General features: G+C 63.1%; 19 protein-coding genes. 10 read left to right on the forward strand and 9 right to left on the reverse strand.

Going from position 1 to position 20,406, the window contains the following annotated elements; translation table 11 throughout:
- Nucleotides 1–80 precede the first annotated feature (80 nt).
- Together mutL and ASD83_RS08565 are read left to right on the forward strand one after the other, a co-directional pair.
- Nucleotides 81–1,895 (forward strand): DNA mismatch repair endonuclease MutL, encoded by a 1,815-nt coding sequence (mutL, locus tag ASD83_RS08560; RefSeq protein WP_056309673.1) that lies wholly within the window; start codon nucleotides 81–83, stop codon nucleotides 1,893–1,895.
- Between the two features lie 139 nt (nucleotides 1,896–2,034).
- Complete coding sequence (locus ASD83_RS08565; protein ID WP_056309675.1) at nucleotides 2,035–3,576, forward strand: VOC family protein; 1,542 nt, start codon at nucleotides 2,035–2,037, stop codon at nucleotides 3,574–3,576.
- Here ASD83_RS08565 and ASD83_RS08570 read toward each other — a convergent pair.
- A complete protein-coding gene (locus ASD83_RS08570; protein WP_056309676.1) occupies nucleotides 3,573–4,643 on the reverse strand; it encodes a citrate synthase/methylcitrate synthase in 1,071 nt (356 codons plus the stop codon). The genes ASD83_RS08565 and ASD83_RS08570 overlap by 4 nt on opposite strands.
- An 84-nt stretch (nucleotides 4,644–4,727) precedes the next feature.
- Here ASD83_RS08570 and ASD83_RS08575 point away from each other — a divergent pair, with 84 nt between their 5' ends.
- Nucleotides 4,728–5,882 (forward strand): citrate synthase, encoded by a 1,155-nt coding sequence (locus ASD83_RS08575; protein ID WP_056309678.1) that lies wholly within the window; start codon nucleotides 4,728–4,730, stop codon nucleotides 5,880–5,882.
- Nucleotides 5,883–5,974: 92 nt separating this feature from the next.
- On the opposite strand, the gene edd is transcribed toward ASD83_RS08575, so the two are convergent.
- The 4 genes from edd to ASD83_RS08595 all read right to left on the reverse strand — a co-directional run bounded on the left by edd (nucleotide 5,975) and on the right by ASD83_RS08595 (nucleotide 11,045).
- The gene (gene edd / locus ASD83_RS08580) at nucleotides 5,975–7,789 is read right to left on the reverse strand and encodes a phosphogluconate dehydratase (protein ID WP_056309680.1); all 1,815 of its coding nucleotides are present in this window, start codon (nucleotides 7,787–7,789) and stop codon (nucleotides 5,975–5,977) included.
- Between the two features lie 125 nt (nucleotides 7,790–7,914).
- A complete protein-coding gene (gene pgl / locus ASD83_RS08585; RefSeq protein WP_056309682.1) occupies nucleotides 7,915–8,610 on the reverse strand; it encodes a 6-phosphogluconolactonase in 696 nt (231 codons plus the stop codon).
- Nucleotides 8,607–10,091 carry a glucose-6-phosphate dehydrogenase gene (gene zwf / locus ASD83_RS08590; protein ID WP_056309684.1) on the reverse strand — a complete coding sequence of 495 codons (1,485 nt, stop codon included), beginning with the start codon at nucleotides 10,089–10,091 and terminating at the stop codon, nucleotides 8,607–8,609. The genes pgl and zwf overlap by 4 nt, the downstream gene beginning before the upstream one ends.
- A 12-nt stretch (nucleotides 10,092–10,103) precedes the next feature.
- Nucleotides 10,104–11,045: a BadF/BadG/BcrA/BcrD ATPase family protein gene (locus ASD83_RS08595; protein ID WP_056309686.1), complete on the reverse strand. Its 942-nt coding sequence runs from the start codon at nucleotides 11,043–11,045 to the stop codon at nucleotides 10,104–10,106.
- 431 nt (nucleotides 11,046–11,476) lie between these two features.
- On the opposite strand from ASD83_RS08595, the gene ASD83_RS08600 reads away from it, so the two are divergent.
- Together ASD83_RS08600 and ASD83_RS08605 are read left to right on the forward strand one after the other, a co-directional pair.
- Nucleotides 11,477–12,373, forward strand: coding sequence for a cation diffusion facilitator family transporter (locus tag ASD83_RS08600; protein WP_056309687.1), 897 nt, complete (start codon nucleotides 11,477–11,479; stop codon nucleotides 12,371–12,373).
- 223 nt (nucleotides 12,374–12,596) lie between these two features.
- Entirely contained in the window at nucleotides 12,597–13,079 is a 483-nt protein-coding gene (locus tag ASD83_RS08605) for a hypothetical protein (RefSeq protein WP_056309689.1), read from the forward strand.
- Here the strand turns inward: ASD83_RS08605 and ASD83_RS08610 are convergent.
- Nucleotides 13,060–13,644: a hypothetical protein gene (locus ASD83_RS08610; protein ID WP_156385837.1), complete on the reverse strand. Its 585-nt coding sequence runs from the start codon at nucleotides 13,642–13,644 to the stop codon at nucleotides 13,060–13,062. The two genes, ASD83_RS08605 and ASD83_RS08610, sit on opposite strands and share 20 nt — an antisense overlap.
- Nucleotides 13,645–13,746: 102 nt before the next feature.
- Between ASD83_RS08610 and ASD83_RS08615 the strand changes: the two genes are divergently transcribed.
- Together ASD83_RS08615 and ASD83_RS08620 are read left to right on the forward strand one after the other, a co-directional pair.
- Nucleotides 13,747–14,001, forward strand: coding sequence for a DUF2164 domain-containing protein (locus ASD83_RS08615; RefSeq protein WP_056309692.1), 255 nt, complete (start codon nucleotides 13,747–13,749; stop codon nucleotides 13,999–14,001).
- Nucleotides 14,002–14,118: 117 nt separating this feature from the next.
- On the forward strand, nucleotides 14,119–14,475 hold the full coding sequence (locus tag ASD83_RS08620; protein ID WP_274532571.1) for a DMT family protein: 357 nt from the start codon (nucleotides 14,119–14,121) through the stop codon (nucleotides 14,473–14,475).
- On the opposite strand, the gene ASD83_RS08625 is transcribed toward ASD83_RS08620, so the two are convergent.
- From ASD83_RS08625 to ASD83_RS08635, 3 genes are all read right to left on the reverse strand, one after another.
- Complete coding sequence (locus ASD83_RS08625; protein WP_056309694.1) at nucleotides 14,476–15,672, reverse strand: GTP-binding protein; 1,197 nt, start codon at nucleotides 15,670–15,672, stop codon at nucleotides 14,476–14,478.
- Between the two features lie 58 nt (nucleotides 15,673–15,730).
- The gene (aztD, locus tag ASD83_RS08630; RefSeq protein ID WP_056309696.1) at nucleotides 15,731–16,915 is read right to left on the reverse strand and encodes a zinc metallochaperone AztD; all 1,185 of its coding nucleotides are present in this window, start codon (nucleotides 16,913–16,915) and stop codon (nucleotides 15,731–15,733) included.
- 189 nt (nucleotides 16,916–17,104) lie between these two features.
- On the reverse strand, nucleotides 17,105–18,037 hold the full coding sequence (locus ASD83_RS08635) for a zinc ABC transporter substrate-binding protein (RefSeq protein WP_056309698.1): 933 nt from the start codon (nucleotides 18,035–18,037) through the stop codon (nucleotides 17,105–17,107).
- 113 nt (nucleotides 18,038–18,150) lie between these two features.
- Between ASD83_RS08635 and znuC the strand changes: the two genes are divergently transcribed.
- The 3 genes from znuC (at nucleotide 18,151) to ASD83_RS08650 (ending at nucleotide 20,349) form a co-directional block, all read left to right on the forward strand.
- On the forward strand, nucleotides 18,151–18,954 hold the full coding sequence (gene znuC, locus ASD83_RS08640; RefSeq protein ID WP_082561033.1) for a zinc ABC transporter ATP-binding protein ZnuC: 804 nt from the start codon (nucleotides 18,151–18,153) through the stop codon (nucleotides 18,952–18,954).
- 170 nt (nucleotides 18,955–19,124) lie between these two features.
- Entirely contained in the window at nucleotides 19,125–19,943 is an 819-nt protein-coding gene (locus ASD83_RS08645; RefSeq protein WP_056309699.1) for a metal ABC transporter permease, read from the forward strand.
- Nucleotides 19,933–20,349: a Fur family transcriptional regulator gene (locus tag ASD83_RS08650; RefSeq protein WP_056309702.1), complete on the forward strand. Its 417-nt coding sequence runs from the start codon at nucleotides 19,933–19,935 to the stop codon at nucleotides 20,347–20,349. The genes ASD83_RS08645 and ASD83_RS08650 overlap by 11 nt, the downstream gene beginning before the upstream one ends.
- The last annotated feature ends 57 nt before the right edge of the window (nucleotides 20,350–20,406 follow it).

Consider the following 20,406-nt stretch of genomic DNA (forward strand, 5'->3'; position numbering starts at 1 on the left):
ACCTCTCCCCTGGGGAGAGGTGAAGGCGGGCTCCCGTTCGCCCTCCCCCTCCCCTATATTGGTCCCAAGGAGAATCGCTCTTGCCCATTCGCCAGCTACCCGAAGACCTGATCAACCGCATCGCTGCCGGCGAAGTGGTCGAGCGCCCCGCCAGCGTCGTCAAGGAACTGGTCGAAAACTCCATCGATGCCGGCGCGCGCCGCATCACCATCGCCACATCAGGCGGGGGCGTCGATCTCATCCGCATCACCGATGACGGCCACGGCATGGACCGGGAAGACCTGATCCTCTCGGTCGAGCGCCACGCCACCTCGAAACTCAGCGAAGACGATCTCGACGATATCCGCACCCTGGGTTTCCGCGGCGAGGCGCTGGCCTCCATCGGCTCGGTCTCGCGCCTCTCCGTCGCCTCGCGCCCCGCCGATGCCGAAACCGGCCTTGCCGTCGTCGTCGATAATGGCCGGCGCACCGGCCCCATGCCGCAGGCGATGAACCGCGGCACAGTGATCGAAGTGCGCGATCTCTTCTCCCAGGTGCCCGCCCGGCGCAAATTTCTCAAAAGCGCCCGTTCGGAAACAGCCGCCATTACCGATGTGGTCAAGCGCCTCGCCATGGCCAATCCGGAAATCCACTTCATCCTTGAAGGGTCAGACCGGATGATGTCGAACTGGCCCGCCATATCAGGCGAAGGCGCTCTCGCGGCCCGGCTCGGCCAGGTCATGGGCGCCGATTTCATCGACAATGCGGTGCCGCTCGCCATGGCCCGCCATGGTGTGGTCGTCGCCGGCCTTGCGGGCCTGCCGACCTATACCCGCGCCAATTCCCTGTCGCAGTTCTATTTCGTCAACGGCCGCTCGGTGCGCGACAAGGTGCTGGTCGGCGCCATTCGCGCCGCCTATGCCGACTATATCTTCCGCGACCGCTTCCCGGTCGTCGCCCTCTATGTCGCCATTGACCCCGCCGAGGTCGACGTCAACGTCCACCCCGCCAAAGCCGAACTGCGCTTCCAGGACCAGGGCGCCATTCGCGGCGCCGTCATCCGCGCCATCGGCACCGCCCTTGCCGCCGCCGGCTTCAAGGCCTCCAATAGCGTCGCCGAAGACATCATCAATGCCTTCACCGCCCCGGAAATGGCCCAGCCCCCCGAGCCAACTGGTCAAACGCCAACCTTGGCCCCGCCGCGCCCCATGAGCTATGGCTATGCGCCAAGCACGGCCCCGCTCAATTTCGACCGCTCCCCCGGCCGCCTCAGCGGCTTCACCGAGCCGAGCGCCCGCGTCGAAACCCTTCCCGAAGCATCTGAAGCCGTCGACTACCCCCTCGGCACCGCCCGCGCCCAGTTGTTCGACAATTACATCATCGCCCAGAGCGACAAGGGCCTGCTCTTGGTCGATCAACACGCGGCCCACGAACGCCTCGTCTATGAGCGCTTCAAGGCCCAACTCGCCTCCGGCCCCGTCGCCAGCCAAGCCCAGCTCATTCCCATCGTCATCGAGCTGCCCGAGGAAGACTGCACCCTCCTCGAAGATGCAGCGCCCGAACTCGAAAAATTCGGCCTTTATCTCGACCGCTTCGGCCCACGCGCCATTGCCGTCAGCGAAACCCCGGCAATCCTCGGCAATAGCGATGTCGAAGGCCTTATTCGCGACCTCGCCGATGGCCTTGCCGAATGGGAAAGCGCTGCGGCATTGACCGACCGCATGGAAGCCATCATCGGCCGCATGGCCTGCCACGGCTCCGTCCGCTCCGGCCGCCGCCTCCGCGTCGACGAAATGAACGCCCTCCTCCGCGACATGGAAGCAACGCCGCATTCCGGCCAGTGCATTCACGGCCGGCCCACCTATGTCGAGCTGAAAAAGGGCGACATCGAGCGGTTATTCGGACGGAGCCGATGAGACCCCCACCCAACCTCCCCCTGTCAGGGGGAGAGGTCTTTCTGTGGCCCTCTCATCTCACCACACACTCGATAGATCCCTCCCCCTACCAGGGGGAGGTTAGGTGGGGGTCTGTTTGCCCTCCGAACAGGACAACGACATGACCTCCGGCATCCACCACGTCACCCTCATCACCGGCGACGTGCAAGCCAATGTCGATTTCTACGTCGGCTTTCTCGGCCTGCGCCTGGTCAAGCGCACCGGCGGCTACGAAGACGCGCGGCAACTCCACCTCTTTTACGGCGACTACGCCGCCTCCCCCGGCTCGCTCATCACCTTCCTCGTCTGGCAGGGCGGCTCAACGGGCCAGGCCGGAGCCGGCCAGGTCAGCGAATTGGCGCTCGCCATCGCGCCTGAATCTATCGGCTATTGGCTCGAACGCGCACTCACACATCAGGTCAGGAACGAAGGCACGGCGCAGGAATTCGGCGAAACCGTCCTCCGCCTCCGCGATCCCGATGGCGTGGTCATCAAACTCGTCAGCGCGAACCTGCCCGCCCTCGCCATGCCCGAAAGCAGCATCCCGCCCGAGCACGCGATCCGCCGCATTCGTGGCGTCACCCTCCTTTCCGAGGTGCAGGAAGAAACCACCGCCTTCCTCACCCGCTATTTCGGCTTCCGTCCCGGCCCCGTCGAAGGCCCAATTCACCGCCTTGTCTCCGATATCGGCGATGTCCTTGACATTCGCGATGCCGCCGGCTTCTGGCCCGGCGCACCCGGCACCGGCACCGCCGATCACGTTGCCCTCCGCGCCAGCGATGAAGCCGAGGTCAAAACCGTCGAAACCGAATTGCGAAAACTCAATTCGAGCATCACCAATATCCACGACCGGCATTACTTCACCTCGCTTTATGTCCGCGAGCCCGGCAATGTTCTCATCGAGATGGCCAGCGACGGACCCGGTTTCACGCTCGACGAGACGCTGGAAAAGCTCGGCAACACGCTGTTCATGCCGCCCGACACGCCCGACCCCGAAGCTGTGAAAGTCATGCTCCCCCAGTTCGACCTTCCCAACGAAGAGCGCGTCGTCTACCGCGACCTCATCTACCATCACCGCTTCTTCACGCCGGAAAATCCCGATGGCACAACCATCGCCCTCCTTCACGGCACCGGCGGCAACGAAACCGACTTGATGCCGCTGGCGCATCGCGCCGCGCCAAACGCGACCCTCCTCGGCTTGCGCGGCCGCAGCACCGAAAGCGGTACCCAGCGCTGGTTCCGCAGCTTTGGTCCATCGATCTTCGACCAGAAAGACATCCGCTTCGAATCCGGCGCGCTCAACGCCTTCTTCGACGAGGTCCGCTCGGCCTACCACCCGGACCCAGAAAAGCTCGTCACCCTCGGCTATTCCAACGGCGCCAATCTCCTCGGCGCCGCGCTATTGCTCCACCCCGGCATCGTCAACCGCGCTGTGCTCCTGCGCCCCGTCATGGTGCTCGACGAGGTGCCGGAGGCAGATCTGAGTGGCACCAGAATTCTGGTGATCCTCGGCGAAACCGACGCTTTCCGCACAGCAGGCGAAAAGCTGGCCGACACCCTCAAGAGCCGCAGCGCCGATGTGACCGCGCGCGTCCTCGCCGAAGGCCATGCCCTCGGCGACAAAGACGCTCCTGCTATCAGCGAATGGCTCGCTGGCCTCTAGGCCGCCTTGGGCCCGACATAGCGCGATTGCGGACGGATCAGCCGTCCGTTCGCCACCTGCTCATGGGCGTGGGCCAACCAGCCGCCCACGCGGCCCGCAGCAAAAACCCCGGTAAAGGCATCGCGCGGAAAGCCCAGCGCTTCGAGCAGGAGCGCGGTGAAAAACTCGACATTGGTATCAAGCGCCCGATCCGGCTTCTTTGCGCGCAACAGCACCAGCGCTTCGCGCTCTACCGCCTCGGCCAGTTTCACCCGTCCTGCATCCATACCGCCTGCATCACCCAGCCGCGTCAGCGCCCCTTTCAGCGCATCCGCCCGCGGGTCGCGCACGCGATAAATGCGGTGCCCAAAGCCCATCAGCCGCTCGCCGCGCGCCAATTCACCGGCCAGCCACGCGTGTGCCCGCTCGGGCACACCCACCCCATCGAGCATGTCGAGCACCGGCCCCGGCGCCCCACCATGCAGAGGCCCCTTGAGCGCGCCCAATGCTGCCAATACGGCCGACGTATAGCCCGCCCGCGTCGAAGCCACGACCCGCGCCGCAAAGGTCGATGCGTTAAGTCCATGGTCGCTCACGGTCACGAGATAGGTATCGAGCGCTGCCACCTCCGCCTTGCTGGGTGCTTTTCCCCCAAGCATGGCCAGCATATCAGCCGCATGGCTCAGCGCCGGATCCGGGGCAACCGCCGCCAGCCCAGCCTTGCGCCGTACCAAAGCCGGCACGAACACTGCGGGAGCAGCGATCAACACCAGCGCGGTATCCGCATCCTCGCCATCGGGCAGCCGCGCCATCAGCGCCCGTAACCCTTCGGTGATCGAGAGCGCCAAAATGGCCTCGTCAAGCCAGGCGACCTCGGCAAAGGCGCGCAGCCGCGCCATGCCCAGCCGGGTTTTGAGCGCCGTACCCCGCGGCAGCACCTCGCCCGCCAAAAGCGCCAACACCTCCTCGTAGGATTTGACCCCGGCCAGTTCGTCGAGCCTATAGCCGCAGATCACCAGCCGCCCATTGGCGCCATCCACCTCGGACAGCGTGGTTTCGGCGGCAATGACATCATCCAGTCCAGACATATTGCGTCTCCTTCGTCTTTACCGCTAGATTGGCCTTATCAAGATTGACGTCAATCTTGATGAAATTGATCAATGTGAGGCGCCATGAGTTGGATATCAGCGGAGACCGCCCTTGCCCTCCTCGGCACCAAGCCGCAGACGCTCTATGCCAATGTCAGCCGCGGCCGCATCGCCGCCCGGCCGGACCCCGCTGATCCGCGGCGCAGCCTTTATCGCCAGGACGATGTGGAACGTCTCGCCGCGCGTCAAAAAGGCCGCCGCCCGGCGACGACAGTCGCGGCCGAAAGCATCGCCTGGGGCGAGCCGGTGCTCTCCACCGCCATTTCCACTGTTGCTCATGGTCACTTTTACATTCGCGGGCAGGACGCTGCAGCGCTTTCAAAAACCGCCACGCTCGAAGACATGGCCGCGCTCCTCTGGGACACGGCGGAGCCAGTCGATTTCGGCACCATGACCACCACGGGCGCCGATGCCGGCCTCATCGCCTGCTATCGCCACGTGGCAGAGCTGGCGGCGACACAAATGCCGCCCATCGGCCGCGCCCGCGCCGTGCTTTTCAGAGACGCAACGCTGGTGGTGTCCTTGATTGCCTCGGCGATCACCGGCGCCCGCCGCGGCCCGGTCCACGAACGCCTCGCGGCCCAATGGCAACGCCCCGAAGCGGCAAACGCCCTCCGTTGCGCTCTGGTCCTCCTCGCCGAACACGAGTTGAATGCGTCCACCTTCGCCGCCCGCGTTACCGCCTCCACCGGCGCACCACTGGCCGCAGCCGTGCTCGCGGGCCTCGCCGCCCTCTCAGGCCCGCTGCACGGCACAGCCAGCCTCAGCATGGGCGCGCTGGTCCGCGATGCAAAACGCTATGGCGTCGAAACTGCTGTCTCCGGCCTCCTCCGGCAAGGCCGGCCGTTACCTTGCTTCGGCCACCGCCTCTATCCCGATCATGACGTGCGGGCACCCGCCCTGATGGCGACGTTCGAAGTCCCTGAACTCTTCGCGGAATTGGCCGAAACCGGCGAAAGACTGAGCGGGGAAAAGCCCAATATCGACTTCGCCCTCTCCGCCCTCGTTGCCGCCCACGACCTGCCCGACGATGCGCCGCTACAGATTTTTGCCCTGGCCCGTTGCGTCGGCTGGCTGGCCCATGCGCTTGAACAGATCGAGACGGGCGCGCTGATCAGGCCCAGGGCGAGATATGTGGGGGTGATGCCGGAGACACCCCCACCCAACCTCCCCCTCTAGGGGGAGGAGTGCATTGGGGCTCACCAATATCGCCGCAAACTCGATAGATCCCTCCCCCTATCAGGGGGAGGCTAGGTGGGGGTACCAGCGCCTCAGCTAAAAACGCTCGCCCCGCGATCCGCGACGCCGACCAGGCTCCGGAACCCGGCGAACAACTCACGCCCCATGCCATAGTGCGAGGGACGCAAATCCTCACTTGCCGGGGTGCGCGAGAAGAACTCCTTCTCGTCGCCCAAAAAGGTCAGCGTGCCTTCATTGGCATCGAGCCGGATCATGTCGCCATCGCGAATTTTGCTGATCGGGCCACCATCAATGGCTTCCGGGGTCATGTGGATCGCCGCCGGCACCTTGCCCGAAGCGCCCGACATGCGGCCGTCGGTGAGCAGCGCCACCTTGAAACCACGATCCTGCAAAATGCCCAAAGGCGGGGTCAGTTTGTGCAGTTCGGGCATGCCGATAGCTTTTGGGCCGGAAAAGCGAACGACGGCGATGACATCGCCGGTCAGTTCGCCCGCCTTGAAGGCGGCCAGCATACCGTCCTGATTGTGGAACACGCGCGCCGGCGCTTCCACCACGCGATGCTCGGGTTTTACCGCCGAAACCTTGATCACCGAGCGCCCGAGATTGCCGGTGAGCAGTTTCAGGCCACCGCTCGTCTGGAACGGCGTCTTGGCGCTTGCCAACACTTTTGGCAGCGCGCTTTCGGCCGGAGCCGGCTCAAAGGCCAGCTTGTCCTCGATCAGCTTGGCCTCAACCGTGTAATTATAAAGCCCACTGCCCCAGACGGTTTTTACGTCTTCATGCAGATACCCATCGTCGAGCAATTCGCGCATGAGGAACCCCATGCCGCCCGCCGCGTGGAAATGGTTCACATCGGCGACGCCGTTGGGATAGACCCGCGCCAGAAGCGGGGTTGCGTCCGACAGATCGCTCATGTCGTCCCAGGTGACATGGAGGCCCGCCGCCGCCGCCATGGCGATCAGGTGCATGGTGTGATTGGTCGAGCCGCCCGTCGCATGGAGGCCGACAAGGCCATTCACAAAAGCCTTCTCGTCCATGATGTGGCCGATGGGCGTATAGTCATTGCCCTGCGCCGTCAGCGACAGCGCGCGCTTGGTCGCTTCGCGGGTCAGCGCGTCGCGCAGCGGCGTGCCGGGATTGACGAAGCTGGCGCCCGGCAGATGGAGACCCATGATTTCCATGAGCATCTGGTTGGAATTGGCCGTGCCATAGAAGGTGCAGGTGCCGGCCGAATGGTAGGACCTGCTCTCGGCTTCGAGCAGTTCCGCACGACCAACCTTGCCCTCGGCATAAAGCTGGCGAATTTTGCTCTTTTCGTCATTGGGCATGCCCGAGGGCATAGGCCCGGCCGGAATGAACACCGCCGGCAGATGGCCAAAGCTCAGCGCCCCGATGACAAGGCCGGGCACGATCTTGTCGCAGATGCCCAAAAACACCGCGGCGTCGAACATATTGTGCGAGAGCGAAATGGCCGTCGCCATGGCGATCACATCGCGCGAGAACAGGCTCAGGTCCATGCCCGGCATGCCCTGGGTGACGCCGTCGCACATGGCCGGCACGCCGCCCGCCACCTGCGCCGTCGCGCCGATTTCGCGCGCCGCCTGTTTGATGATCTCGGGATAGAACTGATAGGGCTGATGCGCGCTCAGCATATCGTTGTAGCTGGTGACGATGCCGAGGTTCAGCGTCTTGTTGCCGGCCAGCGCCGCCTTTTCCGATGGCGTACAGGCGGCAAAGCCATGGGCAAGGTTGCCGCAGGACAGGGTCGATCGATAAACGCCGGCTTCGCGCGCAGCATCGAGGCGGTTGAGATAGTCGCGGCGCGAGTCGCGGCTGCGGGCCGCAATGCGGTCGGTCACGTCCTGGATTGCCTGACGGACGGTCATGGTTCTACGCTCCTATAGGGGCAAGGACGCGCCAAAGGGGGGCCGCTGGCGCGGATATTCCTTGCATCGATGACCAGTGGACGCTCAACGGCCAGGGCGGTCGATTGGGGACCGCCCCAGGGGTTTTACGGACACCAGTAAATAGCTAGCGGCGCTCCAGCGCGCAGCACGGCGCGAATGGGCATGTCCTCGACGGGACCGTCGCCCAGCGCCTTGTCCAACACCGCGGCCTTTTCCTCGCCTTCGATGTGGAGATAGAGGCCGTCGGTCTCAAGGAGACGCGGCAGCGTAAAGGTTATGCGCGGTTCCCCCGCGCCGGGCGCGTGAATGGCCAGCGTCGGCCCCTCCGCCTTCAACGCCTCATCGAGCGTGTCGCCACCGGGGAAGAACGAGGCCGTATGCCCGTCATTGCCCATGCCAAGGATCACGGCCGCGAATGGCTTCGGCAGCGTCGAGACCAGTGCATTGGTCTTGGCGACCTGCTCTGCGGTCGGCTCATCGCCACCCGAATAGAGCGGAAAAAACCGCGCCACGGCCGCCGGGCCCTGCAGCATCTTTTCGTTGACCAGCATGGCATTGGAGCGGTCGCTGGTCTCATCGACCCAGCGCTCGTCCACGAGCGTGACGATCACCTTGGACCAATCGATGTCCCGCATCTTGCCCAGCGCCATGAAGAATTTGCCCGGCGTCGAGCCACCGCTCACTGCGATCGCGGCTTCGCCACGCTCGGCAATGGCAGTGCGGATGCGGTCGGCAATGGCCTCGGCCAGTTCCTTGGCAAGGGTCGGCTTGTCGGCAAAGCTGCGGCGGTCGATGCTCATGAGAGGGGACCCTCATACCAGGAGCGGCCATCCCTCTCGATCAGCGCCACGGCGCCGCTCGGGCCCCAGGTGCCGGCGGTATAGCTCTGCGGCGGTTCGCTCGAACGGTCCCAGGCTTCGCGGATCGGATCGACCCAGCTCCAGGCCGCTTCCAGCTCGTCACGACGCATGAACAGCGTTTGGCTGCCCCGCACCACGTCCATCAAGAGGCGCTCATAGGCTTCCGGCGTGCGCTCGTTAAAAGCCTCGGCGAAGGAGAGGTTCAACGGCACTTCGCGGAGGCGCATGCCGCCCGGGCCCGGGTCCTTGATCATCATCAGGAGCTTGACGCCCTCGTTGGGCTGCAGGCGCATGATCAGCTTGTTGGGACGCGGCGCGCCTTCGGCATGATCGAAGATGGAGTGCGGAATGGGCTTGAACTGAATGCAGATTTCCGAGACGCGCTCGGCCATGCGCTTGCCGGTGCGCAGATAGAACGGCACGCCGGCCCAGCGCCAGTTGTCGATATTGGCCTTCAAAGCCACAAAGGTCTCGGTGCGGCTGCCCTTCTTGTCCTCGGGCAGTTCGTCCTGATAGCCGGCCACCGACACGGTTTCCGACTTCACGCCGCGATATTGGCCGCGCACCGTCGATTTGGCGACTTCGCCATTGGTGATAGGCCTGAGGGCGCGCAGCACTTTGAGCTTTTCGTCGCGCAGCGCATTGGCGTCGTCCGAAGCCGGCGGCTCCATGGCCACGAGGCACAAAAGCTGCAGCATATGGTTCTGGATCATGTCGCGCAGCGCGCCGCTCTCGTCATAATAGCCGCGCGTACCAGCGCCGACGCTTTCGGCCACGGTCAGCTGCACGTGGTCGATATGGGCCGAGTTCCAGACAGGCTCGAAGAGCGTATTGGCAAAGCGCAGGGCGAGCAGATTCTGCACCGTCTCTTTGCCGAGGTAATGGTCGATGCGGTAAACCTGATCTTCCTGGAAGATCTTGGATACGCCGTCATTGATCTCCATGGACGAAGCAAGGTCATGCCCAAGCGGCTTCTCGATCACGACGCGCGCGTCGCGGCGATAAAGCTTCTTCTTATGGAGATATTCCGCGATCGGCTCGAAGAGATCAGGCGCCACGGCGAGATAGAAGGCACGAACGATTTTGGGATCGTCGCGCAAAGCCGCGCCGAGATCGCCAGATTCTTCGGGCTTAGAGGCATCGACCGGCACATAGGTAAATATCCTGATGAAGCGGTCGATCACCGCCTGATCCTGATATTCCTTCTCGACGAACTGCAGGATGGCCTCGCGCGCCGTCTTCTGGAAATCGGCCTCGCTGAGCTTAGAGCGCGACGCGCCGATGAAACGGCTGTTCTCGTCGAACTGGCCGTCCTTGAAGCGGTGATAGAGCGCAGGAATGAGCTTACGCTTGGTCAGGTCGCCGGTGGCGCCGAACACCACATAGTCGAAAGCGGGGACAGGAATGATGCGGCTGGACACGAGGCGTAGTCCCTAGTTTGAGGCGAAGTTTTGCTTGGCGAGAAGGACCGCGCCATGAAGCGGTTCGAATTGCGGCAACGCAACGAAAGTGCCGTAGCGCTCGGTCAGGCGCGGAAACAGCCGCTGCCCGAGACCGCCGACAATGGCCATCACCTCGGCGCCGTGGCTTTTGAACCAGCGCACATAGGTGTCGATATAGCCCATCTGCACGTCGAGGAGTTTGAGCGCCACCGGATCGTTCTGTTCGAGATAGTCGAACCAGAGCGGCATCAGCTTGCCATATTCGCCCGGCGCGCGGCCGATCAGCGCGTCGTCGCACCCTTCGGTGCCGTCGTCGCTCAAAAGTTTGAGATCCATCGCCGTTGCAAACGACCAGGTCATAATGGCCTGATTGTCGCCACCCAATGCCTTGGCCACCGCCTTGGTCAGCGGCGAGCCTTCGGCAAGGCCATCTTCGGCCTCGACCGTGTAGCGCGCGAGTTCACGGCCGAGGATAGCGCCCGACATCTGATCGCCGATATGAAAGCCCCAGCCGCCGGCCTGATAGCGCGTACCGCCAACGATCGACATGGCGGCCGACCCGGTGCCGATGATGACGACCCCGCCTTCGCCGCCACCGAGGGCGCCCGCATGGGCAATGTCGATATCGTCGTAAACTTTGACGCCCGCAAAGGGCCAGGGCCGCGCGGCAAATTCGGCGCGCGCCGTATCCATGCGGCCACCCGCCATGCCGAAGCAGGCATAGGTATTGGCCGTCTCGGCATAGTCGATACCAGCGGCCCTGAACACATCGCGCGTGCCGTCGCTGATCGCCTTATAGGCGGGATCACCGGCATCGATCTGCAGGTTGGAACGGCCGTTCTTCACTTCGGCCAGCGTCACCAGATTCTCGTCGGCCAAACGCACGCGGCAATTGGTGCCACCGCCGTCGACGCCAAGATAATATCGGGGCACGCAGTCTCTCCATAAGGGGGATGGGCTACGGGGGAATCGCCGGGGTGGACATTGCCCTACCCGACGCAGAGCCACACCCTAAGGTGTCGTTTCGGCGCGGACCATAATGCGAAAGACGCTAAGACGAAAGTAGCATATCGGACAAAATCGACCAGCCAAGGGCAGGTTTCGCATGGCTGGTTCACGCTTGAGCGCAATCGATATGGCAACGCTCTGCCTTTGAGCGGACTTTATTTGGCCCGCACCACGCGCCAAGGTATAATGCTCGAACCGCCGATGGCGGACGCCTGAGAGAAGAGTCTGCGCAATCAAGGGCTTGCCCGGTCGCCGCGCAGATACAAATGCTTCTGAAAATCACTCGCAAATACAACGACTTGCGAGACTCTGCCATTGCCGCTATGGCGGGTGACAATCCTTTGCGGAGTCCTCCCATGGCCATCACCGACCGTACGATCGCCATTGCCGCGGCCAGTCTGGGTATCGGGCTCGTCGTTCTCGGGCTGAAATTCTTCGCCTGGTATCTCACCGGGTCGATCGCGCTCTATTCCGACGCGCTCGAATCGATCGTCAACGTCGTCACCGCCATTGCCGCGCTGATCGCCGTCCGCCTCGCGCAGCGCCCGGCCGACGAGTCTTTGCCCTATGGCTATCACAAGGCGGAATATTTCTCGGCCGTGCTCGTCGGCGTCATGATCATCGTCGCCGCCATCCTGATCCTGCGCGAAGCCTATTTCGGGTTTTTGGCGCCGCAACTGCCCGAAGCGCCGGTCGAAGGTCTCGCCGTCAGCGTGGGCGCCACGCTGATCAACGTGTTCTGGGCCCTCTATCTCAGGCGCTATGGCCGCCGCGTACGCTCACCGGCCCTCGTCGCCGATGCCAAGCACCTGATGACCGACGTTATCTCCACCGTCGGGGTGATCGTCGGCCTCGTGCTCGTCTACTTAACCGGCATAGCCGCGCTCGATTCGGTGCTAGCCGCGCTCGTTGCGCTCAACATCCTCTGGTCCGGCTGGGGCGTCATCCGCGAAAGCGTCGGTGGCCTGATGGATGTCGCCGTGCCGCCCGAAACGCAAAAGACCATCCGCGAGGTCATTGCCCAGAACGCCGATGGTGCCATCGAGGCCCACGACATTCGCACCCGCCAGGCCGGCAAGCTGACCTTCATCGATTTCCACCTCGTCGTCCCCGGCGCCATGACCGTCGAGGCCGCCCACACGATCTGCGATTGCATCGAAGCCAAACTGCGCGAAGCGGTCAGCGATCTGCAGATCACCATCCATGTCGAGCCCGAAAACAAGGCCAAGCACGCCGGGATCGTGGTGCTTTAGGTCGCTAGTTTCACCGGCCCCTACCCTTTTAAAGACCTCATGGTGAGGTGCGGAGCGCAGCGAAGCCTCGAACCACGAGGTCGAGTGAGTGGAGCCATCGCGCCACGCCCTCGTGGTTCGAGGCTTTGCTCTGCAAAGCACCTCACCATGAAGGCTACTGGAAGGACCGCCGCGGGGAACAACCCCCTTGCCGCCCACCCACGACGCAGGCAGTCTCCAAACCATGCGCACCATCCCCGCCCTTCTCGCCGCCCTCCTCCTTGCCGCCCCGGCTTTCGCCCAGGCTCCTTGGGGCTATTATGCCAATGCCCGCTATGGCTACGAGCTCGACATTCCGCCCGGTTTCGAGGGCCAAGGCGAAAGCCAAAATGGCGACGGAGAGGTGTTCCTTTTCGACGGCCGTGTGGGAAAGCTCACGGCCTGGGGCGGTAATTTCGTCGCCGAGCCGGATTTCGAAGCCGAAGCCAATGCGCGCTTTGCCTCGGACACAAACGATGGCTGGGGCGTCCTGGCGCAATCGGCGACGCCAAGCTGGGCCACATGGTCGGCCAGTAAATCCGGCCGCGTGCTGCAGCACCACATGATCCAGCTTTGCGACGGCGCGGGCTATGCCGCCATCCGCCTCGAATATGCGCAGGTGGACCGCCCGCGGCTCGACGCATTGGTCGAGCCGCTGATCGTTTCGCTCAAATCGACAGCATGTTGAGCGCACGCCGCTCGGCATGCGCAATCACCCGCAGCGCCGCTTCGTCCGCGGGCAGATCGGTGGTGTCGAGATCGAGCCGATTGGCGTGATCGACGGCGAGAAGCGCCCGCGACTGCCGGACCAGTTCCGCGCCGGCGGCATCGGTCATCTTGAGCCGGGCCTCACGCTCGGCTGAGGGGATACGCTCGGCATGCGCCGCGTCCGAAGCGGACAGGAACACCGGCACAAACGTGCTCCCCCGCCGCGCCGCCGTCGCCATCACTTCGTCATAGGCCTCCCGATCCATCGGATCGCCCTCCATCAGGGCATTGGTCAGCACGAAACTCGCCTCTGGCGAAGCAATCTCGGCCATGGCCGTCAGCGCCTGACGCCGGATAGTCATGATCAGATCCCAGGCGCGTTCAGGAATCTTTGTTTTCCCGTCCTCGCGGATCAGCGAAAAGATGACGTTATTGGCCAGATGATTGTCGAACAGCCGCGCTCCGGTCGCAGCCGCGATCGCCTTTCCGATGGTGAGTTTGCCCACGCCATAATGGCCGATGAGATAGATGATCGTGTTGTGCATGCCGCTCCGGTTGTCCTCCTCAAGCCGCGGCATTGTGGCCGAGCTAGCACGTGCCCACAATTGGCGACTCGCGCTATGAACCGGGACTGAAGGAGTTTTTCGATGAAACCGATCAAGTTCGACCGCGACGAGACCAAAGCCATCGTTGGCGAGATTCAGGACTATTTTCGCCTGGAGCTGGACCAAACCATCGGCTCCATCCCGGCCGAAATGCTGATGCAGTTTTTCGCCGACAAGATGGGGGCCTATTATTACAATCGCGGCCTCTATGACGCGCAGGCGCTGATCCGCAAGCAGGTGGACAATCTCAGCGACGAGATTTTTGCGCTCGAGCAGCCCACCAAGCATGTGCGCTAGGCCGAGCGCCCCATGTCAGGTTTCGCATAGGGCACCCGCAAATTGTCCACTTCTCCGAGCCAGCGGCAGTGCTAATAGAGGCAGCCGGAATTATCCGGCCTGCCGTCGGAGGAAGCCTTGGGCTTCAATTTTGCCACCTTCGCCCCCATCGGGCTGCTGATCGCCTCCAATATTTTCATGACCTTCGCCTGGTACTGGCACCTGAAATATCACGGCATGGTGCTCTGGGCCGTGGTGCTGATCAGCTGGGGCGTGGCGTTTTTCGAATATTGGCTGGCCATTCCGGCCAACCGTATCGGCAGCGCCGTCTATTCGGCGGCCGAGCTGAAGACCATTCAGGAAGTCATTTCCCTCTCGGTCTTCGCGCTCTTTGCCGTCTTCTATCTCGGGGAAAAACTCACCTGGAACCACGCCATCGGCTTCGGCTTCATCGCCGTGGGCGCCCTGTTCATCTTCAAGGGCCCGCTGAAATAGTCAGGACCAGGCCGGAAACGGATCGGGCAGTCGCGCCCAGGCGTCCGGCGTCATGGTGCGCGCCGGCACGAGGCAGGCATCGAGCCGCCGCCTGATGTCGGCCTCGCTCATCGGGTCGGTCCCGATGAAAACCAGTTCCTGCCGCCGGTCGCCCCAGATTGCGTCGAGATAGGGCGCCATGGCATCGCGCCATTCCTTGTTGTCCGGCCAGCGCTGCGCCGGCACGGCAGCCCACCAGTGGCCACGGCGCTCTGTGCGCACCAGCGCTCCGGCCTGGCTCAACTCCCCGACAAAATGCGGCCGCGTCGCGAGCCAGAAAAAGCCCTTGGCCCGAATGACGCCCGGCCAGGCCTCTTTCAGAAACCGATCGAGCAGCAGCGGATTGAACGGCTGGCGCGCCCGATAGACGAAAGAGCGCACCCCATACTCTTCGGTCTCGGGCACGTGGTCCCTAAAACCGTTGAGTTCCTTGAACCAGAGCGGATTGGTTTCTGCCACTTCGAGGTTGAACAGCCCCGTATCGAGCACATCTTCAAGCGCCACGACGCCAAAATCCGTCTCGATAATCCGCGCCGCCGGATTGAGCGCCTTGAGGATGGTGTGGGCCGCGCGCCGATCAGCCTCGGAAGCCGTCGAAATCTTGTTGAGCACAATCACGTCTGAAAACTCGATCTGCTCAACAAGCAGATCGACCAGCGCCCGCTCGTCGCCCTCACCCGCCGTCTCGCCCCGATCGCGCAAAAAGTCCGATGAGGCATAATCCCTAAGCAGGTTCGCGCAATCGACCACCGTTACCATGGTATCGAGCCGCGTCAGGTCCGAGAGCGAAAAGCCGCGCTCATCGCGAAAATCGAAGGTGGTCGCGACCGGCAGCGGCTCGGAAATGCCGCTCGATTCGATCAGCAGGTAGTCAAACCGCCCTTCCGCCGCGAGCCGCGTCACTTCGGCCAAGAGATCGTCGCGCAGGGTGCAGCAGATGCAGCCATTGCTCATTTCGACGAGGGTTTCCTCGGTGCGGCTGAGATCGGCGCCGCCAGCGCGCACCAGCGCAGCGTCGATATTGACCTCGCTCATATCGTTGACGATGACCGCGACCTTGCGGCCCTCACGATTGTTGAGGATGTGGTTGAGCAGCGTCGTCTTGCCGGCGCCGAGAAAGCCGGACAGCACGGTGACGGGAAGTTTCTTGGGGGCCATGGGTTCTATCCAAACGGAAAATGCCCTGCCACCACGACGGTAGCGGCAGGGCAGATGGTCAGTGCTGGTTGCCCGAGCCGCCAACGGCGACGACATTATAAGGCGCGCCTTCGACTGCGATTTCGCCCGCCAGGGCAAAATCCGCCACATCGACCAGATGCACCACGCCCTTCAGCGGATCGGTCACGGCAACCTGATCCCCCGCCACCGCGATGCGCGGCCGCGGCAGGCTCCATTCGCCATCCATGGAATAGGGCTCGGTCACTTTCACGGCCTGAACCAGTTCCCCGCTCACCACATCGAGCTGTCGCAAAAAGCCGTCCTCGGTGAAGATGTAAGCGAACTTAGGCCGCACCGGGTCAGTCACGAAATGCACGCGCCGCGTCGGCAGCTCGACCAGGCGATAGGGCGCCGCTTCAGCGGGATCGATGATCACCACCTTATCGGCCCCATAATTGCCAAGGAAATACTGCATCCCCTGCCCGCCGATCAGCGTCGTGGTCTTGCCTTCCGGCAGGCCTGCATAATCGAGCTTTTTCACCTGCGGCTCGCCCGAACCCGAAACGACAAGCACGCCATCGCCACAACCGACGATCAGCAGATTGCCCGAAGCCGCCTCACCATGGAGATCGGGGCAGGCATGGGTCTCGCCCACCAGCTTGCCCGAAGCGTCGAGCACATTGAGCCCGATCCGCGGCTTCTTCTCATCCTCGGCATTGGCGGTCGAGACGAGCGTAAAATCGCCCCACGGCACGGCCAGCCCATGATGCGGCGTGCCGCTGTCGAGCTGGGTCGCCGTGATCTTGCCATCATCCGCCCATTCGTGCGGGCTGAACAGGTCAACCTTGCCCGAGCCGTCAAAGAACAGCGCAACCTTGCCGCCGTGCTCGACGAAATGCGCCGGTTTTTCGCCCGAGATTACCGCATCGACCAGAGCCGGCTGGGACAGTTCGATATCGCCGTGATCGCCATGGTCATCAATGGCAATGCCCGAGCGAATGGCGGAAACCTGACCGCCCGCGCCCTGCACGGCAAAAACCGCTTCGCCCGATTGACTGGCAACGAGCGAGGCCGGGCTCTTCAGCGCAAAGGTGCCGAGCGTGTCGCCGCTCACCGCATCGATCGCGGTCACCTTGCCCTCGGCATGATCCCCGACAAACAACCGCCACGCAGTGACATCATCGGCCAAAGCCGGCGCGGTCAGCGCCGTGGCAAGCAGCAGAGAGATAAAGAAAGGACGCACTTTTTTGCTCCGATATGTTAGAACGTTACGTTTTGGATCAAAATTCGAGTGTGCGAATACCTTCCCGGCGCTCCGATTCAAAAGAGTGGCCAGGCCAACGCCTTGTGGCGCTGTTCAATCACACACGCGATGCAACACCTCCCCCTTGATGGGGGAGGATGGGAGGGGGTGATTTCGGCAGACGCCGAACTAACCCAAACAGTCCACCAGCCCAGCCGCGATCCCCCGCAGCAGATCGCCATAAAGCCCCGGTCCCTCGGCCAGCGTGCTCCCCTCAGGATCGAGCACACCAGCCTTGGCCTCGCTGCCCTCAACAATGGTCCTGACAATCGCTGGCTCGAAATTGGGTTCGGCAAACACACAGGTGGCGCCAAGTTCGCTCACCTTGGTGCGCAGTTCATCGACCCGCGCCGCCCCCGGCATGGCCTCGGGCGAAACCGTGATCGACCCGGCAACCTCGAGCCCGAAACGCTTCTCGAAATACTGGTAGGCGTCATGGAAAACGATGAACGGCTTGTCCTTCACCCCAGCCACCGTCGCGGCGATCTCCGTCTCAAGCGCCCCTAAAGCGGCAATTTCGGTTTCGGCATTGGCATTGTATGTCGCCGCATTTTCCGGGTCGGCCTTGCTCAAAACCTGCGCAATATTGGTCACCATCAGCTTGGCATTTTCCGGATCGAGCCAGAAATGCATGTCGCCTTCTTCGTGCTCATGCGCGTGGTCGTGGTCATGGTCGTGATCCTCGTCCCCATGGGAATGCGGCTCGAACGCTCCGCCTTCGCGCATGGGCAGGAGTTCGATCCCCGGCGATTCCGCCAGTTCCACCGTCTCGGCCTTGGTCGAGAGCGTTTTGAGCGCATCGGCGAGGAACAGTTCCATGCCGTGTCCGGTCCAGAACACGATATCGGCACTTTCGAGCGCCGAGGCATCAGAAGGCCGCAGCGAATAGGTATGGGGCGAGGCCGCGCCCTTGACGATCAGGGCGGGTTCACCAACCCCGGCCATTACCGCCGCAACCAGCGAATGCACAGGTTTGGTGGAGGCCACGACGCTCGGCGCTGCCATGGTAGTCCCGGTCAAAAGCAGGCTCGCGAGAGTGGCAAAGGAGATCAGCCGGTTCATAAAGGCACCTCTTGTCGGCAGCATATCGCGAATGATATGTTATGTTATTACGCTTGCGGCAGTGTTATGCTATAACGTAAATGACAGCGTCAAGTGCACTTGTGGAAAGTTTCATGGACATGCGCATGAAGGGCGAAACGCTCATCACGCTCACCAATGCCAGCGTTAAAAGTGGTGGCCGCGTTCTCGTCGAGGGCGTCGATCTCTCCATCGCGCGCGGCGAAATCGTCACGCTTATCGGCCCCAACGGCTCGGGCAAATCGACCACCGCCAAGATGGCGACAGGCGTCCTGAAACCGTCCACAGGCACGGTCTCGCGAAAGCCCGGACTCAAAATCGGCTATGTGCCGCAAAAACTCAGCATCGACTGGACGCTGCCCCTGACGGTCGAGCGGCTGATGACTTTGACCGGCCATTTTTCTCGCCCCGAAATCGAAAATGCCCTCGCCGCGGTCGGCGCCGGGCGCCTCCTCCATGCCGCGGTGCAGGAGCTTTCGGGCGGCGAATTCCAGCGTGTGCTCTTTGCCCGCGCCATGATCCGCAAGCCCGATCTCCTCGTTCTCGACGAGCCGGTGCAGGGCGTCGATTTCTCCGGCGAAGTGGCGCTTTACGAACTGGTTCGCCAGATTCGCGACACCACCCAGGCCGGCATCCTGATGATCAGCCACGACCTCCACGTCGTCATGGCCGAAACCGACACCGTCATCTGCCTCAACGGCCACGTCTGCTGCCGCGGCACCCCCGCCGCCGTCAAACGCAGCCCCGAATACCTCGCCCTGTTCGGCACCCGCGCCGCCGAGACGCTGGCGATCTATGAGCACCATCACGACCACGAACACCACGAAGACGGGTGCGTCGTCGGCAAGGGCGGCACGCACGAGCATCACCATGATCATGCGGGGCATAGCCATGGGTGAATATTCACACGCCAATAGTCACCCCCTCCCATCCTCCCCCGTCAAGGGGGAGGTGCAGATCGCATTTGGGGCAGTATCCAGTCTAACCCACCAGCCCAACACCTCCCCCTTGATGGGGGAGGATGGGAGGGGGGGCCGGCAAGCACCGGCCCCCAGCCGGAGCACCCCCCATGCTCGGTGATTTCTTCTCCCGCGCCCTCGTCGCCGGCGTCGGCCTTGCCGCTGTTACCGGCCCCCTCGGCTGTTTCGTCGTCTGGCGCCGCATGGCCTATTTTGGCGACACCATGGCCCATTCGGCCCTGCTCGGCGTCGCTATTTCCATCCTCTTGTCCATCAACATGACCCTCGGTGTCTTCGCCGTCGCCGCCCTCGTTGCCGGCGCACTCCTCCTGCTCCAGCGTCAGAACACGCTCTCCACCGACGCCCTCCTCGGCATTTTGAGTCATTCCTCCCTCGCCGTCGGCCTTGTGCTCGTCGGCTTCCTCACCCAGGTCCGCATCGACCTCATGGGCTTCCTTTTCGGCGATATTCTCGCCGTCTCGATGGAAGACATCTTTATCATCTACGGCGGCGGCGTCGCCATTCTCGTCATTCTCGCGCTCAACTGGCGCCCGCTCCTCGCCGCCACGGTCAGCCCCGAACTCGCCGAAGCCGAAGGCCTCAAACCCGAGGTCAGCCGCATTCTCCTCATGCTCTTGATGGCCTCGGTCATCGCCATCGCCATGAAGCTTGTCGGCGTGCTGCTGATCACCTCGCTCCTGATCATCCCCGCCGCCACCGCGCGCCGCCTCAGCGCCACGCCCGAAATCATGGCGCTCGTCGCCGCTATCCTTGGCGCCGTATCCGTCATCGGCGGCTTGTACGGGTCGCTCACCTGGGATACCGCTTCGGGACCGTCCATCGTCGTCGCGGCGCTGCTGATTTTCCTCGTCTCGCTCACGGTACCGACCGCAAGATTATTCGGCAGGAGAGAAAGCCATGGCGCATAGTCACGACATTCCGACGGATCTCACCCGCAATCAGGAACTGGTGCTATCGACGCTGACCGCTTCGATGGGCCCGCTCAGCGCCTATGACATTCTGGACAAGCTGCGCGGCGATGGCCTCCGCGCGCCCCTGCAGGTCTATCGCGCCCTGGAAAAACTCGTCGATCGCGGCCTCGCGCATCGCCTGGAATCGCTCAACGCCTTCGTCGCCTGCGCCGACATGCACTGCCACCGCAAGGGCCTCATCGCCTTCGCGATCTGCGAAGGCTGCGGCAAGGTCGACGAATTCGCCGACGAAATCATAGAACAGCGCCTGGGAAGCTGGGCGAAAACCGGCGGCTTCAAAGTCGAGCGCACCACCATGGAAATCCGAGGCCGCTGCGCCGATTGTATGCAGAAGGCAGCTTAGTGCCACGCCCTCGTGGTTCGAGGGTCGCTTCGCTCCCACCTCACCATGAGGGCTGTT

The sequence above is a fragment of the Devosia sp. Root685 genome, from assembly GCF_001427875.1.
In the GTDB taxonomy this organism is placed as follows: Bacteria; Pseudomonadota; Alphaproteobacteria; order Rhizobiales; family Devosiaceae; genus Devosia.